Source organism: Embleya sp. NPDC008237, from assembly GCF_042956465.1.
In the GTDB taxonomy this organism is placed as follows: Bacteria; Actinomycetota; Actinomycetes; order Streptomycetales; family Streptomycetaceae; genus Embleya.
Window position 1 is genome coordinate 18,097 of record NZ_JBIBGL010000023.1, and the last position, 16,958, is coordinate 35,054.

Consider the following 16,958-nt stretch of genomic DNA (forward strand, 5'->3'; position numbering starts at 1 on the left):
CGCCGGGACTCAGCGCACGGTGACCTCGATGTGGTGGTGGCCGGTGGCGCCGTCCGGGATCACGTCCGCGTTCTCGGCGGTCTGCACCGCTCCGGTGCCGTCCGTGGCCCGGACCCGCAGGGTGTGCCGGCCCGGTGTGGCATTCCACAGCAGGCGGTACTGCCGCCACGTGTCGGTGGTGGTCTGCGGCGCGAGCTCGGCCGGCTGCCACGGGCCGTCGTCGACCTGGATCTCGACCGCGGCGATGCCCCGGTGCTGGGCCCAGGCGACGCCGGCGATCGGGACCGGGCCGGCCTCGACGGTGCCCGCGTCCCGGGGTGTGTCCAGGCGCGACTGGGTCTTGATCGGGGCCTGCCGGGCCCAGCCGAGCCTGACCCAGTAGGCGCTGAACGCGTCGAACCGGGTCACCTCCAGGTCCACGATCCACTTGCACGCGGACACGTATCCGTACAGGCCCGGCACCACCATCCGGACCGGGAAGCCGTGTTTGATCGGCAGCGGCTCGCCGTTCATCGCGTACGCCAGCATCGCGTCGCGCCCGTCCAGCACCTCGCGCAGCGGCGTGCCGATGGTCATCCCGTCCGGCGATCGGGAGACGAGCTGGTCGGCGCCGGGGCGTACGCCGGCCTCGCGCAGCAGGTCGGCCAGCGGGGTGCCCAGCCAGCGGGCGTTGCCGATCAGGTCGCCGCCGACGTCGTTGGACACGCAGGCCAGCGTGATGTCCCGCTCGATCGCGATGCGCTCCCGCAACTGCCGGTAGTCCAGCCGGATTTCCCGATCGACCAGGCCGTGGATCCGCAACTCCCAGTCCTCGGCCCGCAACTGCGGCACGGTGAACGCGGTGTCGATCCGGTAGAAGTCGGCGTTCGGGGTCAGGTACGGGGTCAGGCCGGGTTCGACCAGCCCGGGGCCGGCCGGGGCGGCGGCACTGATCGGGGTGGGGAGGTTCCCCGCGACCGCGGCACGGGACTTCTCCGCGTTGAACCGGGCGTGCTGGAGCATCCGGCCGCCGAAACCGGCCACCGCGGCGACGGCGGAGGCGCCGACCAGGAGCACCGTGCGGCGCGAGGTGTCGGGAGCCGGTTCGCGCACGTCGTCCTCGGGCGCGCCCGGCAGCGGGCGGGCGAGCGGGCGGCGGTCGACCAGGTCGGGGCGGGTCAGCAGGACCAGCGTCAGCACTCCGAACAACGTGCCCACCGACACCGGGGCCAGGTCGGCGGCTTCGAACGAGGGCCGGTCGATCGCGGTCCATGCGGCGAAGGCGCCGAGCGCGAGCACCCCGGCGATCCCATAACCGAGCCGGCGGGCGGCGAGCACGCCCAGCCCGGCGGCGAACAGCGCGAGCAGCACGGCGATCACGGTCAGCAGGAACGCCTTGTCACCGGTCCCGAAGGTGCGGATCGCCCACTCGCGCGGCCCCTGCGGCGCACGATCGGTGACCGCTCCGCTGATCGTCACGAACGGGGTGGCCTCCGGCCGTACGAACGCCGCCACCGCCTCGGTCACCCCGAGCGCCACCGCGGCCGAGACCACACCGATCAACGCGGCACCGGACCGACCAGAACGCCGCACAACGCCACCTCACGCTCGGAAACGACTCGAAGAACGACTCGGGGAAGGGACTCGAAGGATTCGGGAGCAGCTCCCGGAACGGCTCGCAAAACCGCGCCCGGCACCGCGCCCCGAACAGGTGCATCCATCGTGACTCCGGTGCGGCCCGAGCGGGGGATTCCGCTGCTTACCGTTGTGTGACGAAGCGTCAGCGGCTTATTGCGAATACCTTGCAATAAGCTTTCCGGGTCGAGTCGTCGATCCACCGGGGGAAGCAGTGACCACCGTCGTCCGCGAACACCTTCCGTTCTCCGCCGCCGAACTGATCCGAGCCTGGGTCACCGGCTGGGCGCCCGCCCGGGAGGTGCCGCCGCCGGTCGAGGTGGCCGGCGGCTTCCGACTGCACGTGGGCCTGCCGGGCCATCGGGTGCGGTACGTGCTCTTCGACGTCGAACGGGTGGCCGAGCTCGCCCGGACCCGAACCGCTCCCGGGACCTGGATCAAGGTGCTCGCCCCGGCCGAGCAACTGCGGCCCCTCCTGACCCCCGCGTGGACCGTGGGCGAGCCGGAGTACCCGATGACCGGGCCGCTGCGGCGGGCGACGGCGAGTGTGCCCAGCGGCTACACGCTCGAGGTCGAGCCGGCGGGCGCGGTGGTCCTGGTCCGGCTGCGCGCGGCCGACGGCACCGTCGCCGCCCACGGCCGGATCGCGGTGACCGGAGAGACCGCGGTGGCGGACCGGATCGGCACCGATGCCGCACACCGCCGTCGGGGTCTGGGCAGCGTGGTGATGACCGCCCTCGGCGACGCCGCCGCCGCGCGAGGCGCCCACACCGGGGTCCTGGTGGCAAGCCCGGACGGGTACGCGCTGTACACCACGCTGGGCTGGACGCGGCACGGCGTCCTCACCCCGGCGTGGATTCCGGAGCCGGCGCCGGATTCGGTGCCGGCTCAACCCCGGCCCGCCAGGTAGGCCCGCTTCACCCGTGCCCAGCGCACTTCCTCCGCGGGCGTCAGCCGGCCGCGCAGTTCGGCCAGCTTGAGCAGGTTCGCCTCCGCGTCGCCGGTCAGCGTCTGGGCCTCCGCCGCGTAATGGTCGTCCAGCAGCGTCTCGACCTCGGCCTCGTCCAACACCGGCAGGAGCCGCTCGGCGAGCCTGTTGGTGTCCCGGTAGGAACCCTGCAGCCGGAACGGCGGTTCGGTGCGGGCCGCCTCGGACTGCGCCGCCGAGGCGATGTAGGCCCGGTTGACCGCCAGGACCGTCTCGCACACGTGCAGCAACCGGCGCAGCACGGCCACGACGCGATCGAGCTCGGCCGGATCGTAGGGGTGGGCGAGTCGCTCCGGGCGCGCGGCGCCGTCCCCGCGGGCGAGCCGGACCAGCAGTTCCAGGTCGCCGCGCTCGCGCCCGGCGAGCGGGGCCAGGATCGGGTTGGCGGTCAGCGCGTTCTCGATGTGGCTCAGCGCGAACAGGTCCTGCCTGCCGCCGAGCACGTCGCCGAGGTTCCACACGTCGGCCCGGTTGGCGAGCATGTCCGGGACCCGGAAGCGGGCCCCGGACTCGGTGTACGGGTTGCCCGCCATGCACACCGCGAACCGCTTGCCGCGCAGGTCGTAGCTGCGCGCCTCGCCCGCGCGGACGCCCTCGATCCGGCGTTGCGCATCGCACAACGAGACGAACTTCTGCAGGAGTTCGGGCGAGACGTGCTGGATGTCGTCCAGGTGCAGCAGCACGTTGTTGCCCAACTCCAGCGCGAAGCCGATCTTCTCGATCTCGCGGCGTGCGGCGGCGTCCGGTGCGGCGGCCGGGTCCAGGGACGTGGTGCCCTGCCCCAGGGCGGGGCCGTCGATCCGGACGAACGCCAGGCCCAGGCGGGCCGCGACGTACTCCAGCAGCGTGGTCTTGCCGTAGCCGGGCGGCGACAGCAGGAGCAGCAGACCCTGGCTGTCGGTACGCCGTCCGTCGCCGACGGCACCCAGCTGCCTGGCCAGGTTGTCGCCGATCAGCGGCAGGTAGACGTCGTCGATCAGCCGGTTGCGGACGAAGGTCGGCAACACGCGCGGCATGTACGCATCCAGCTGCAGCCGCGCCCGCTCGGCGGCGAGCAACTGCGCGCGGGTGCGCTCGTAGGCCCGATATGCGGGCACCCGTACCCGGCGGAACTCGTCGGTGCGCGAGAGGAATTCGTCCAGTCGCAGGTCCAGCGTGCCGGCGCGGGCCAGGCGCGGGTGGGCGCCGAGCAGACCGGTCACGGTGGTCGCGAGCGGCGCGTCCACAAGGTTTCGGTCCACCGCCCGGCCGCACACCTCGATCGCGATCGCCTCGGGCAGGTCCGCGGGCGGCCCGGCGTCGAGCCGGTCGGCGTAGCCGCCGAGCCACCCGGAGACGAGTTGGTGGCGGGCGGCGAGGTCGTCGCCGAGGGTGCGCAGATCCTCGGCGAAGTCCTTGGCGGCGGGCGAGCCCTCGCCCCCGAGCGCGGCGCGGAAGTCGGCGAGCAGGGTCCGGGCCCCGGCGCCGGTGGCGAAGCGTGGTCCGCCGGACGCGAGTTCCTCGACGAGGTAGGCGCCGATCGCATCGCCGGGCACGGGCAGTGTGCCGAGCATCGCGGTCAGGAACTCGCCTGCCCGATCGCCGAGTTCGGCGGCCAGCTCGCGGACGGCCGGCACCGGGCCGAACGTCTCCCGGGCCCGGGCCAGCGATTGTGCCCGGATGGTCCACGGCGCCCGGGCATCCGGGTTCGCGCCGTAGGCCCAGAAGAGCTGGGCCGCCGCCCGCACGTCCGGCGTGAACCGCAGCAGCCCGGCGCCGGCGCGCAACCGCAGTACGGCGGCCAACAGTGCCGCCGCGTCGTGGTCGTGCACTCCGCGGTCGTAGCCCTCACCGTGCCGGGGCAGCGCGATCCGGCGCACGTGGGCGAGCAGGTCCTGCGCCGACGGGGTGGCCGACGGTGGGAGGTCGAGCTCGGCCAGTACCACCGCCGCCAGGTATTCGGCCCGGTAGACCTGCGGTGACTCGGAGCCGAGCGGCTGGTCCCGAAAGGCCCGGTGTGCGGCGGGCAGCGGCTCGCGCAGCGGTGCCCGGTAGTCGGTGCCGGTGATCGCGAAGGCCAGGCCGTCCGCCTCCGGAACCAGGGTCGGCTCCATCGGCCGCTCGTTCACCGCGAACCGGTGCCGGCCCAGCCGTACGGTGCCCGCCGCGTCGTAGAGTTCGACCCGGTCGCGCAGGGCCCGGGCGGCCTCCTGGCGGGCGGCCTTGAGCCGACCCTCCAACTCGCCGGCCCGGACCGGATCGCCGAGTCGGCGCAGTTCCTCGGCGGTCGAGCGGACCTTGCCGACCAGCGCGTCGGAGGCGAACCAGGTGTTGATCTCGTCCGTGCTCGCCAGACCGGCGACGCGGCGGCCGATCGTGGTCAGGATCCGCTGCGCCGAGTCGATCAACCGGGCACCGTGCCGGGCGCGCTCGTCCGACCGGGCCTGCTTGCGCGCGGAGAACGCGTCGTGGATGCGCCCGCGTTCGGTGTCGATCCTGGCCAGGTGCTCGTCGAAGGTGCCGAATCGGGCCTCCAGGTTCTCGATCCGGGCAAGCAGCCGGCCGAGTTGTTCGTCGCATTCCTCGGGTTCTACGGCCGCGGCCAGCGCGCCGACCACGGTCTGCTCCAGGAGGGCGATCTCGGCGGCGAACTCGGCGCGTTGTTCGGCTTCGAGCAGCTCGCGCCGGCGAGCCGCCAGGGTCGCGCGGGCCCGGTTGATCCCGCCGAGCACCTCGCCGATCCGGGTCAGGATCGCGGTGCGCACGCCGGCGTCGGTGCCCTCCAGCGTGCCGATCACCTCGGTGACGATCCGCAGCCCGTCGGCCTGTTCCTCGATCCGCTCGGCAGGCGCGACCGATCCGGCCACGGTGCTCGCCCCGGCGGCTTCGGCGGCCAGTTCGTCGACGGTGCGGTGGGTGTCGGCGAACGCGTCCTCGTCGGCCAGGAAGGCGACCACACGCCGCCCGGTCGCGGCGAGTTCCTCGACCACCGTGGCGTCGAGGTCGTCCAGGGCGGCGGTGTCCGCGTAGCGGATCTCCCGCAGGGTGGCCAGCCGGCCCTGGGCGCGCCGGAGTTCGGTGAGTTGCCGCACGCATGCCGCGGCGCTGTCCGGGTGCTCCCCGCGTACGCGCCGGACCAGCGTGGTGGTGCTCGCGGCGGCCTGCTCGACCGCGTCGGCGGCGATCCGACGCAGGTCGAGCACCCGACGGAACTCCTCGACCACATCGCCTGCGGTACTTCGCACGGCGGCCAACGGTTCGGCGAGTCGCCCGAGTTCGGGGTCGGTGAGCCAGTGCCGGGTGTCCTCGACCCGGGCCGCGGCCGCGGCGATCGCGGCGAAGACCGCCGTGGTGGGCGCCATCTCCTCGGCCATCGCGGCAATCGAGAGGCAGTCGGCGATGCCGCGTACCAGCTCGGGGTTGCCGATCCGGGCCAGTGGGCCGGTGCCGGCGGGTCGGGCCGCCGCGTACGCGTCGGAGACGTACGGCGTGCGCCACACCTGGAGCGGGTGCACCCGGCCGGGCTCGTCGCCCGCCGGGCGCAGCACCGCCATCGTGCCGTCCGCGAAGAACGCCCGGCCGTGTCCGACGATCGGGGCGGCGGCCTCCTCGCGGATCACGTTGTAGGACAGCAGCACGGTGCGGCCCTCGGCGCGGGCATGGAACACGTACAGCACGTCCTCGCCGTTGGGCGAGCGCACCGTCGACTCGAACTCCAGGTCGGTGGTGTCGATGTCGAACGTGCGCGCGATGCCCGTGCTCAGGTAGTAGCCGCCGGGGAAGACGATGCCCTGCTCGTCGGGCAGTCGCCGGCAGGCGGCCCCGATGCCGTCCAGACGCACCACCTCGCCGGTGCGGGTGTTGTGCACCAGGTGTCGCCACGCGTCCTCGTGATACGGGCGTACCCGCACCAGCAGCAGCGGCCCGACCCGGGCGTACTCGACGTCCGCGTCGGCCAGCGATTGCAGCGCGTCCTCGACCGGTTCGGCATACACACCCTCGGCGGTCCCGGTGTCGTCGACCAGCTTGACGGTGAGCCGGCCGTCGAGGGTGGCCACGTACAGCGTGTCCGCGATCGCGATGTGCGGATGCCGGCCCGGCACGTGGTCGGCGCGGGTGCTCGCGGTCCAGGCGAAGTCGTGCGCCGGCGGGAAGACGTGCTCGCGCTCACCCTGCGCGTCCAGGTAGGTCGGGCTGCCGTCGGGGCCCAGCCGCCAGCGCAACACTCGGATGTCGGTGCGGCGTTCGCCGACCCGGAAGACCGCGAGCAGGTGCGTGCCGGTGTCGCGCAGTTGCAGCAGCCGGGTGTCGCGGAAGTAGCGGAAGAGTTCGGTGAAGTCCTGCCGGAAGCGGGCGTCGTCGAGCAGCCCCGGCACCGCGTCCGCCGGCGCCGGGGCGAAGCCGTCGGAGGTGCGCCGATGCAGCGCGAACACGTCGGCGGGGCGGACCGGTTCGCCCAAGGCGCCGCCGCCCTGATATCCGACCAGGAGCAGCCCGCCGACCTGGACGATGTCGCGGGCCGAGGCGGCGCGTTCGCTGTGCACCCGGTGGGTGTCGGTCAGGTCCAGCGTGTCGCCGCCGTAGGTGTGCACCCGGCGCTCGTTCAGTGCCGCGGCCCGCGCGCCCAGCTCGCGGGCCGCGGCCAGGAGCCGATCGCGCAGGACCTCGTACGTCCCGGACTCGGTCTCGGGGCCGCCCACGCCCGGGGCCGGACTGCTCACGTTCGGCTCACCTCCTCTGCCGTTGCCACTGGTTCGGGACGCCGTCGACTACTTGCCGGCGCCGTTGAGCTGTGCGGGGACCAGATCGGCGAGTCGGGTGTCGCCGATCCCGCCGGCCTGCACCGACTCGAGCAGGCCCTCGAGCACGGTGGTCTGCGGTCCGCCGCCGGCGATCAGCGCGGCGAGCGCGCCGGCCAGGGTGAGGTCGCGCATGCCGCCCGCGCCCAGGCCGGTGACCATCGCACCGAGGTCGCCGACGAAGGTGGAGCCGTTCGGGTCCAGCCAGGCGCCGGCCATCGTGCGGACCGTCTCGGACCGGTCGACGAACGCGTCCACGCTCTTCCCGGCCGCCATCGCGCCCATGATCCGGTCGAAGAACATGCTGTCCCCGCCGACGATGTCGATCCTGGCGTTCTCCAGGCCGGTCGCCAGCACCGTCGCCTGGGCCTCGGCGATCTGCCGGTTCACCTCCAGGCCGGCCAGTCGGATCTCCTTCTCCGCCTCCAGCCGCAGCCGGTATTCCTCGTGCATCCGGCTGGACTCGTCCAGGGCGGCCATCGCGGCGGCCTTCTCGGTCAGGCCCTCGGCCTCACCCTTGAGCCGCTCACGCAACCCCTCGGCGCTCGCGAGCGCCTTCCTGCGGGTGACCTCCGCCTCGGCGTGGCCCAGCTTGGCCACCGCCTCGGCCATCCGCTCCTGCACCTCGGCCTCGGCCAGGCCGACCGCCGCCGCCTCGGCGCGCTTGCCCTCGGCGCCGCGGATCGCGGCCTGCGTGTCCAGTTCGGCGGCCTTGCGCCGGGCCTCGGCCAGGGTGAGCTGCTCGGCCGCGCGGTGTCCGGCCGCCTGTTCGGCGGCCTCGGCCGCCTTGATGTCCTTGACCAGCCGCTCCTGCGCCTCGGCCTCGGCGTGGATGACCAACGCCTGGCGCTCGCGCTCGGCCTCCTCGACCAGCCGCAGCTTCTTGATCTCCTCCTCCTGCGCGGCGACGGTGCGCTCGACCGCGATCCGCTCGCGGATCACCTCGGCGATGTCGCGCTTCTCCGCCTCGACCTCCTTGTCGCCGGCGATCCGGCGCAGTTGGGTCTCCCGCTCCCGGGCGATCACCTCCAGGAGGCGGTCCTTCTCGATCCGCTCGTTCTCCACCGCGATCACCCGCTCGCGGTTCTTCTGCGCGACGGCCACCTCGCGCTCGCGGTTCTCGTTCTGAATCCCCAGCGCCTCCTCCGTCTTCATGTGGGCGCTTTGCGCGCGCAGCCGCTCCTCGGCCTGCACGCGAGCGGTCTCGGCCTCCTCCCGGGCCCGACTGATCTCGATCTCCCGGCGCTGCTTGATCTCCGCGTCGGCCTGCCGGCGTTCGAGTTCGAGCACCGTCTCCCGGGCCTCGACGTTCTGCCGGGTCATCTCCTTCTCCTCGGTGCGCTGGTACTCGTTGGTGCGCACGTGCTCGATCGCGGTCAGCTCGGTGATCTTGCGAATGCCCTGGGCGTCCAGGATGTTCGCGCCGTCGAGTTGGCTCATCGGGGTCTGTTCGAGGAAGTCGATCGCGGCGTCGTCGAGGTGGTAGCCGTTGAGGTCGGTGCCGATCACCGCGAGGATGCGGTCCCGGAACTCCTCGCGCTTGGTGTACAGGTCGACGAAGTCGAGTTGCTTGCCGACCGTCTTGAGCGCCTCGGCGAACTTGGCGGCGAAGAAGTCCTGGATCGCGGCGCGATCGCTGGCCCGGTCGGCGCCGATCGCCTGGGCGACCTTGATCACGTCCTCGACGGTCTTGTTGACCCGGACGAAGAAGTAGATGTGGATGTCGGCCCGGATGTTGTCCCGGCAGATCAGGCCCTCGCGGCCGGTGCGGCGGATCTCGATGGTCTTCACCGAGATGTCCATGGTCTCGGCCCGGTGCAGCACGGGCAGCACCACGGCGCCGGTGAAGGTGACGTCGACCGTGTCGGCCTTGGAGATGATCAGGGCCTGGCCCTGCGACACCTTGCGGTACAGCCGGGTCACGGCCAGGAGCACGACAAGCACGACGAGCAGGACGACGGCGATGAGCACGCCGATGCCCACGGTGATGGCATCCATCAGAGAAATCCCTTGGTAGAACGGGACGTTGATTGGCGAACGGGCGGTTTCGACGCCGCTTCGCACGGCATCCGGCAAGGGGTGGGCGCGAGTCGGCGGGTCGCCGGACCCGCGCGGGTTTCGAACCGGGGCCGGGGGGTGTCCGGGAACCGGCCCGATCAGCGCGGGATGCGGTCCGGGTCCAGGGCACTGTCGAAGCGGGTCACCCGGAAGAACTCGCCGGCCGCGTCGTAGTCGAAGATCAGCGCGGTGTCCCCGGAGACCAACCCGCTCTCGTCCGTGCGCACCTGGAGGATCGCGGTCGAGCCGTCCTCGGCCCGAACCTCGGCCTGGCCGAAGTCCGGGTCCACCCGGCCGGTCCGGATCAGACAGGTTCGGCCGACGAAGTCGGCCCGCAGAAGCGGGCGTTCAGGTGGCAGGAAGCGTCGGCCCAGGGCCCGCACCAGGCACCCGGCGAGCAGGCCGAGACCGAGCGCCGCGGGGAGCGTCGCGGCGCGCAGCCACCAGCGGTCGGTCAGCGCGGTCCCGACCAGGCATACGAACCAGGTCACCGCGATCGCGAACGAGACGGTCACGGTGATCGGTACGCCGGCGGTGTCGCGTGGGTCGTGGTCCCCATGACCGAGGTGACCACCGTGTCCGTCATGGCCCCCGTGGGCCCAGGGCCCGCCATGATGTCCACCCCCGTGGCCCCCGTGGTCGCCGTGACCCACGACGACACCGCCGAGCAGCACCAGCAGCCAATAGGCCGCCACCACGACGAGCGCAAAGCTGAACAGAACGGCCGGAAACGCCAGTGCCGCCCGCACGAAATCCCCCACCGTCCCACCCCCTCGGCCCGCCGTGCGCCGACATCGTGGCACCGGCCGCAGGGCGCGCGCATTGCCGGATGCCGGCAATGTTGACGCCTGCTTGGCGTCCGGTACCGGGCCCGGGGCAAGCCCGATGACGAGGTGGGACTCGCCTCGGGCCCGATGCCGAACGCGAAGCAGGCCCGAGGCCCGACGACGGGGCGGCGCGCGGTTACAGCGGGGCGGCCGGCCAGCCCAGGAGCCGGGCGCCCAGGGCGGCGGTCTCCAGGGTGTAGCGCTGGAGCGCGTCACCGGGGTCGTATCCGGTCAGCGTCCGGATCCGCTCCAGTCGGTAGGAGAGCGTGCGCACGCTGATCCGCAACCGGCGGGCGGCCTCGGCGTTGACGTACCCGGCCGCCGCACACGCGGTGATCGTCTCCAGGAGCGGGCCCGCGCCGCCGCGCGCTTGCACCAGCGGACCGAGCGCGGTGCGGACCAGGTCGGCCATCGCCGCCCGGTCGCGCATCAGCACCGGGAACACCAGCAGGTCGCCGGCGTCCAGCACGGTGCCCGGCAGGTCCAGCCGCACGGCCAGGTCGAGCGCGCCCAGCGCCTCCTCGTAGGAGGACACCACACCGCTCGCGCCGGCGTGCGGTCGGCCCAGCGCGACCCGATGCGCACCCTCGTGGCCGGGGCCGGTCCGGGTCGCATACTCGGCGAACGCGGTGAGCACCGACTGCTCGTTGTCCGCCGCGATGCACACGAGCCGGCCGTCCTTGGTGGTCAGCAACACGTCACGCTCGCCGAACCGGCCGATCAACTCCCGCTCGACCCGACGGACCAGCGCATGCACCTCGTCGTAGTCGTTCGCGCCCACGGCCACCGCGACCGTGTGCGCCCGGGCCAGGCGCAGCCCGAACCGCTCGGCGCGCTCGGCCAACCGGCCCGGGTCGCTGCGGCCGTACAGCAGGTCGTCGACGAACTCGCGACGGGCGGCCTCCTCCCGACGAACCGCCAACCGCCGCGCGTGCTCATGTCCCGCACCGAGGGCGGCGATCGCCGCGTCCAGCGCGGCCAACACCGCCTCTCCGCCGCGGGCCGCCTCGCCGACACTCGCCGCGCGTCCGATGCCCGGCAGCGTGCCCCACGCGCGGCGCGTCTCGCGCAGGTACAGCCCGACCAGCGCGCGCCAATCGTGGCCGGCCTCCGCCGCGCGCTCGCCCGCCTCCGCCAGTGCCTGCAACTCCGCCCGCCGCAGCAGCCGTCCGGTCCCGGAGACCTCCCCGAGCACCTCGGCCCACCCGCCCGCGAACTCGACCGATATGCCGTCGCCGCCGTGCACTCCCGCTCCCCCCGAAGCCCCACCACGTTGCCGAACACCTCGACGCCGAAACGCTACCAACGTTGCCGATTTCCGGCAGCGAACGGGCTTGGCGGCACGTCCCGTGACCGGATACGTTGCGCGGCGGCCCGGGGGCGGTTCGGGATGTGGGGCGGGCGGCCGTGCAGTCGCCGCGAAGCGGGTCGGGTGTCAGCCGATCAGCTCGGAGACGATCGGCGCCAGGGCACGAAACGCCTTGCCCCGGTGGCTGATCGCGTTCTTCTCGGCGGCGCTGAGCTCGGCGGCGGTACGGGTGTCGTCGGCGACCTGGAGGATCGGGTCGTAGCCGAAGCCGCCGGAGCCGCGCGGTTCGCGGGTCAGGGTGCCCTCGAACCGGCCCTCGACCACCCGCTCGGTGCCGTCCGGCAGGGCGAGCGCCGCCGCACAGGCGAACCACGCGGCGCGGTGTTCGTCGCCGATGTCGGACAACTGCGCGAGCAGCAACCGCAGGTTGGCCGCGTCGTCGCCGTGCGTGCCGGCCCAACGCGCGGAGAAGATTCCGGGCATGCCGTTGAGCGCGGCCACGCACAGGCCGGAGTCGTCGGCGATCGCCGGAAGTCCCGTGGCCTGCGCGATGGCGTGCGCCTTGAGCAGGGCGTTGGCCGCGAAGGTGAGGCCCGTCTCGGGCACGTCGGGGACCTCCGGATAGGCGTCCATGCCGACGAGTTCCACGTCGAGCCCGACATCCTTGAGGATCTGCTGAAGCTCGACGACCTTGTTGGCGTTGCGTGTGGCGAGTACGAGACGGCTCATGCGGCAAGCCTAGGCGGTACCGGATGCGATCCGGACCGCCTCGCGGACCTGCTACTTCACACAGATGACGGTCAGGTTCTTCGCGCCGTTGATCAGCGGCTGCACGTCGCTCGCAGTCAGGTTCCCGCCGTTGGCGGCCTTGGTGCTGAGCTGGGTGATCACGTCGCCGAGGCCGTTCGCGGCGTTCTTCGCGTCCTTGGAGTCCAGGTCCTCGGTCTTGTCGTCCAAGGTCTTCTGGAGGTCGTCGAGCGCCTTGCGGGCGGCGGCCGGGTCGTTCAGCACATTGCCCAGGGCGGCGATGTCGTTGGTGAGATTGGTGGCCAGTTCGGCACACGAGATGGCCTGCTGCGCCTGCTCGCACGCGGCGGTGGCGAACAACGCGCCCGCCATGACGGTGGCCGCGATCGTGGTGCGCAGGACCCGGCGGGAACGGTACGTGGCGCGGAACATGGAGCTCCTCGTCAGGGATGGGCCGATCGGCCCGGTCGTGGCTCTGCTGATCGGGATGACCAGGTGCCACGACCGTACTGGTGTCCGGCCCCGCGCCGGGCCGGCGGTGGCACACCCGGTGCGTGCCGGTTGCGCGTACGTGACACTCGCAACCGGCACGTGACCACCACTTGCGGCGATATGCCGGAAAGCGGGCCCGGGGGCCTGCTTCCCCGCTTCCGCCGCTTGTGAACCTTGTGACCCTTGCGGCGCTCCCGATGCTTCCGTGACGCGCCCGCTCGTCTCGCGTCGGTGCGCGAGTGCGCGGGGCTCGGTGTGCAATGCGCGACTGCGCGGCGCTCGGACTCGGTACTCCGGTGCGGCTCAGGACTCCAGGGCGAGTTGCTGAAGCACCGTGAGTTCCTCGCAACCCTGCGCGCCGAGGTCGAGCAGGTTGTTCAGCAGCACGCGGTCGAACGGCTCCTTCTCCGCGGTGCCCTGCACCTCGACGAAGCGCCCGTCGCCGGTGCACACGATGTTCATGTCGGTCTCGGCGCGGACGTCCTCCTCGTACGGGAGATCGAGCATCGGCACGCCGTCGATGATGCCGACGCTGACCGCCGCCACCGAACCGATCAGCGGGTTGGCGCCCTTGCGGGTGAGCTTGTGCTCGCGCGCCCAGGTCACCGCGTCGGCGAGCGCGACGTAGGCGCCGGTGATCGCCGCGGTGCGGGTGCCGCCGTCGGCCTGGAGCACGTCGCAGTCGAGGTGGATCGTGGTCTCGCCGAGCGCCTTGGTGTCGATCACCGCGCGCAGCGAACGACCGATCAGCCGCGAGATCTCGTGCGTACGCCCGCCGATCCGGCCCTTGACCGACTCACGGTCGCCGCGCGTGTGGGTGGCGCGCGGCAACATCGAGTACTCGGCGGTTACCCAGCCCTCTCCGCTGCCCTTGCGCCAGCGCGGCACACCTTCGGTGACGCTCGCGGCGACCAGGACACGCGTGCGGCCGAACTCGACGAGGACCGAGCCCTCGGCGTGGTCGAGCCACTTGCGCTGGAACGTGACCGGACGGAGCTGGTCGGGGGTACGGCCGTCTACTCGTGACATGGCCCCAGCCTAAGCGGTGCCACGCAGGGCTTCGGACCGGCCGCCCGGTGCGCCTAGACCGTGTGCGAGGCGTCCGGCAGGGCCAGCTCGACGGCGCCGGAGAAGGTCTTGCGGGCGTCGTCGAGATTGCGTCCGCGGCTCGTCCACGGCGGGATGTGGGTAAGCAACAGCCTTCCCACGCCCGCTCGTTCGGCATGTTCGCCGGCCTGCCGACCGTTCAGGTGCACGTGCGGCAGGTCCTCTCGGCCGTGCTCGAAGGACGCCTCGCACAGCAGCAGGTCGGCGCCGCGCGAGATCCGGACCAGGTCGTCGCTGACACCGGTGTCGCCGGAGTAGACCAGCGATCGGCCGCCGACCTCGATCCGGTAGGCGTACGACTCGACGGGGTGCGGCATGCGGTCCGCGGTGATCCGGAACGGGCCGACCTCGAACGTGCCGGTGACCACCGTGCGGAAGTCGAACACGTCGGCCATCCGCCCGTTGTCGATCGCGCCCTCGACGTCGTACGCCCGCGCGATCCGCTCGTGCGTGTCGGCCGGTCCGTACACCGACAGCCGAGGCAGCTCCCCGGCCGGGCAGTACTTGCGGGCCACGAAGTAGCAGGCGAGGTCGAGGCAGTGGTCCGCATGCAGGTGGCTGAGCAACACCGCGTCGACCGAGGCGAGCGTGGCGTGCCGTTGCAGTGCGCCGAGAGCGCCGTTGCCGAGATCGATCAGGATCCGGACCCCGTCGGCTTCCAGGAGGTAGCACGAGCAGGGGCTGTCCGGCCCGGGGAAGCTGCCGGAGCAGCCGACGACGGTGAGTTTCACGTGAGGGCTCCGAGCGCGTCGACGTGCGCGAGTTCGGGGCCGAGGAACCGGCGACCTACGTCGCGGAACTGGGCGGGATCGCCCGTGGTGAGGAATTGGTGGTCGGGCGCGGCTCGCCGGGTGGCCGGCTTGATCACTTCGACGACCGGGACGCCGTACCGCTCGCGTGCGTCCCGCAACATCGCGGCGGACGCGCTGTTGCAGGCTATGACGAGGATCTTGACGCCCTCGTCCACGAGCCGATCCGGGCATTCCAGCGCGTACCGGCCAACCTCCGCGATCGGCCTCGGCCCGTAGGGCTGCCGCGCGGTGTCGCCGAGAGAGCGGATCGGCTCGTTCGGAAGCCGGTCGAGCACGGCCCCGGCCACGGTGAGGCCACCAAAGCCGGGGTCGAAGATTCCGATCGGCGCGTCGTTGGATGCGAATGCCACTCCCCGAGAGTACGCAGTGGAGGGGTACGTCCCGGTGCACAACGGGCACGGGGGTGACCGACGTCATATCTTCAAGGGCGACGCCGACGGCACGCGGACCGTCCGGCACGACTCGGCCGCCTGCGCCTCCCGCCCCCGGCCGAGCTCACCGTTTCCCGAAGGGCTCCACCAGGCGCGAGCAGCTGTCGTCGGCATGGCCCCGCTCGACTGCCTCGGCCGGCAACGCCCTCGTGTGCTCCGGGAGTTCGACGTCGATTCCGTGCGCGCGGCTCCCGGACCGGGTCCTCCGGCGGCCCGCCCACCCGCCGAATCGCGAGCGTGCGCGGCATCGCGGGGCTCCAAAGAACCGCCGGACCGCACAAACCGATCGCCCCCGGCGCCGGAAACGGCGCTCGGGGGCGATGGAGGCTCGGGGTGCGACAGGAGTTGCGGGAGCGACGGAGGGAACCCGCTCGCGGCTCAGCCCCGCAGGCCGAGTCCGACGAAACTCAAGCCCACAGCTGCCCCTGCAGGCCCTCCACCGCCGCCTCGGTGGTCTCGGCCGTGTAGATCCCGGTGGACAGGTACTTCCACCCCGCGTCCGCGATCACGAACGCGATGTCCGCGGACTCGCCCGCCTTGACCGCCTTGCGCGCGATCCCGAGGGCCGCGTGCAGCACCGCGCCGGTCGAGATGCCCGCGAAGATGCCTTCCTTCTCCAGCAGTTCCCGGGTACGCCGAACCGCGTCGGCGGAGCCGACCGAGTAGCGCGTGGTCAGCACCTCGGCGTCGTACAACTCCGGCACGAAGCCCTCGTCGAGGTTGCGCAGGCCGTACACGACGTCGTCGTAGCGCGGCTCGGCCGCCACGATGGTCACGCCCGGCACCTTCTCGCGCAGGTAACGGCCGACGCCCATCAGCGTGCCGGTGGTACCCAGACCGGCCACGAAGTGGGTGATCGTCGGCAGGTCCTCGAGCAGCTCGGGACCGGTCGTGGCGTAGTGCGCGTCCGGATTGGCCGGGTTGCCGTACTGGTACAGCATCACCCAGTCGGGATTCTCGGCCGCGAGCTCCTTGGCCACCCGAACCGCCGTATTGGAGCCGCCGGCCGCAGGCGACCCGATGATCCGTGCGCCCCACATGCGCAGCAGTTCGCGGCGTTCCTCGGAGGTGTTCTCCGGCATCACGCAGACGATCCGGTAACCCTTGAGCTTGGCCGCCATCGCCAGTGCGATGCCGGTGTTGCCCGAGGTCGGCTCCAGGATCGTGCAGCCGGGGGTGAGCAGCCCGTCCCGCTCGGCCGCCTCGATCATGTGCAGGGCCGGGCGGTCCTTGATCGAGCCGGTCGGGTTGCGGTCCTCCAGCTTGGCCCACACCCGCACGGTCGGCGAGGGCGACAGGTTCGGCAGGCCGACCAACGGGGTGCGGCCCACCGAGTCGAGCAACGATTCGTAGCGCATCAGATCGAGCCGCCGGCGACCGCCGGAAGAATGGTGACCGTGTCGCCGTCGTCCAGCTTGGTGGTGAGCCCGCCGGTGAACCGCACGTCCTCGTCGTTGAGGTAGACGTTGACGAAGCGGCGCAGTTCGCCGTTCTCCTCCACCAGGCGAGCGCGAACGCCCGGGTGCCGGGCCTCCAGGTCGACCAGCAGGTCGGCGAGCGTGTCGCCGGAGCCGGGTACGGCCTTGGCGCCGTCGGTGTAGGTGCGGAGGATGGTCGGGATGCGGACCTCGATGGCCATGGATGCGCTCCTCTGGTGTTGACTCGAACGGAGAGAACGCAGTCCGGACGCGGGCCGCACCCCGACGCTCCAGCGGAGACGGTGGGAACCGTGGAGGCCGTGGGGCGGGGGATCGTTCGCATGCGCCGGTGCTGCGGGACTTGCCTGCTGCCTGGG

At 72.3% G+C, this 16,958-nt stretch carries 14 protein-coding genes; 1 reads left to right on the forward strand and 13 read right to left on the reverse strand.

Annotation, left to right across the window (positions count from 1 at the left end; genetic code table 11):
- Positions 1-9: 9 nt before the first annotated feature.
- Entirely contained in the window at positions 10-1,572 is a 1,563-nt protein-coding gene (locus ACFZBU_RS41490; protein ID WP_391588969.1) for a molybdopterin-dependent oxidoreductase, read from the reverse strand.
- Positions 1,573-1,828: 256 nt separating this feature from the next.
- Here ACFZBU_RS41490 and ACFZBU_RS41495 point away from each other — a divergent pair, with 256 nt between their 5' ends.
- On the forward strand, positions 1,829-2,524 hold the full coding sequence (locus tag ACFZBU_RS41495) for a GNAT family N-acetyltransferase (RefSeq protein ID WP_391588970.1): 696 nt from the start codon (positions 1,829-1,831) through the stop codon (positions 2,522-2,524).
- On the opposite strand, the gene ACFZBU_RS41500 is transcribed toward ACFZBU_RS41495, so the two are convergent.
- From ACFZBU_RS41500 to ACFZBU_RS41555, 12 genes are all read right to left on the reverse strand, one after another.
- Entirely contained in the window at positions 2,503-7,302 is a 4,800-nt protein-coding gene (locus ACFZBU_RS41500) for a DNA repair ATPase (RefSeq protein ID WP_391588971.1), read from the reverse strand. The genes ACFZBU_RS41495 and ACFZBU_RS41500 overlap by 22 nt on opposite strands.
- 48 nt (positions 7,303-7,350) lie before the next feature.
- On the reverse strand, positions 7,351-9,378 hold the full coding sequence (locus tag ACFZBU_RS41505; RefSeq protein WP_391588972.1) for a flotillin family protein: 2,028 nt from the start codon (positions 9,376-9,378) through the stop codon (positions 7,351-7,353).
- Positions 9,379-9,536: 158 nt separating this feature from the next.
- Positions 9,537-10,199: a hypothetical protein gene (locus tag ACFZBU_RS41510; protein WP_391588973.1), complete on the reverse strand. Its 663-nt coding sequence runs from the start codon at positions 10,197-10,199 to the stop codon at positions 9,537-9,539.
- Positions 10,200-10,401: 202 nt separating this feature from the next.
- On the reverse strand, positions 10,402-11,511 hold the full coding sequence (locus ACFZBU_RS41515) for a PucR family transcriptional regulator (protein ID WP_391588974.1): 1,110 nt from the start codon (positions 11,509-11,511) through the stop codon (positions 10,402-10,404).
- A gap of 189 nt (positions 11,512-11,700) precedes the next feature.
- Entirely contained in the window at positions 11,701-12,303 is a 603-nt protein-coding gene (gene rdgB / locus ACFZBU_RS41520; protein WP_391588975.1) for an RdgB/HAM1 family non-canonical purine NTP pyrophosphatase, read from the reverse strand.
- Positions 12,304-12,354: 51 nt separating this feature from the next.
- Complete coding sequence (locus ACFZBU_RS41525; protein WP_391588976.1) at positions 12,355-12,753, reverse strand: hypothetical protein; 399 nt, start codon at positions 12,751-12,753, stop codon at positions 12,355-12,357.
- Between the two features lie 363 nt (positions 12,754-13,116).
- Entirely contained in the window at positions 13,117-13,842 is a 726-nt protein-coding gene (gene rph, locus ACFZBU_RS41530) for a ribonuclease PH (RefSeq protein ID WP_391588977.1), read from the reverse strand.
- Between the two features lie 53 nt (positions 13,843-13,895).
- Positions 13,896-14,651 (reverse strand): MBL fold metallo-hydrolase, encoded by a 756-nt coding sequence (locus tag ACFZBU_RS41535; RefSeq protein ID WP_391588978.1) that lies wholly within the window; start codon positions 14,649-14,651, stop codon positions 13,896-13,898.
- Positions 14,648-15,082: a glutamate racemase gene (locus ACFZBU_RS41540; protein ID WP_391588979.1), complete on the reverse strand. Its 435-nt coding sequence runs from the start codon at positions 15,080-15,082 to the stop codon at positions 14,648-14,650. Before ACFZBU_RS41540 ends, ACFZBU_RS41535 begins: the two co-directional genes overlap by 4 nt.
- 145 nt (positions 15,083-15,227) lie before the next feature.
- Positions 15,228-15,545, reverse strand: coding sequence for a hypothetical protein (locus ACFZBU_RS41545; RefSeq protein ID WP_391589036.1), 318 nt, complete (start codon positions 15,543-15,545; stop codon positions 15,228-15,230).
- A 25-nt stretch (positions 15,546-15,570) separates the two neighbouring features.
- A complete protein-coding gene (locus ACFZBU_RS41550; protein ID WP_391588980.1) occupies positions 15,571-16,521 on the reverse strand; it encodes a PLP-dependent cysteine synthase family protein in 951 nt (316 codons plus the stop codon).
- Positions 16,521-16,802 (reverse strand): ubiquitin-like small modifier protein 1, encoded by a 282-nt coding sequence (locus tag ACFZBU_RS41555; protein ID WP_020553365.1) that lies wholly within the window; start codon positions 16,800-16,802, stop codon positions 16,521-16,523. Before ACFZBU_RS41555 ends, ACFZBU_RS41550 begins: the two co-directional genes overlap by 1 nt.
- Positions 16,803-16,958: the final 156 nt, after the last annotated feature.

What these genes read in the sequence shown, in the direction of transcription:
- ACFZBU_RS41505 (WP_391588972.1), bottom strand. Translation starts at nt 9,378, where the DNA reads ATGGATGCCATCACCGTGGGCATCGGCGTGCTCATCGCCGTCGTCCTG.
- rdgB (WP_391588975.1), bottom strand. Translation starts at nt 12,303, where the DNA reads ATGAGCCGTCTCGTACTCGCCACACGCAACGCCAACAAGGTCGTCGAG.
- ACFZBU_RS41525 (WP_391588976.1), bottom strand. Translation starts at nt 12,753, where the DNA reads ATGTTCCGCGCCACGTACCGTTCCCGCCGGGTCCTGCGCACCACGATC.
- rph (WP_391588977.1), bottom strand. Translation starts at nt 13,842, where the DNA reads ATGTCACGAGTAGACGGCCGTACCCCCGACCAGCTCCGTCCGGTCACG.
- ACFZBU_RS41550 (WP_391588980.1), bottom strand. Translation starts at nt 16,521, where the DNA reads ATGCGCTACGAATCGTTGCTCGACTCGGTGGGCCGCACCCCGTTGGTC.
- ACFZBU_RS41555 (WP_020553365.1), bottom strand. Translation starts at nt 16,802, where the DNA reads ATGGCCATCGAGGTCCGCATCCCGACCATCCTCCGCACCTACACCGAC.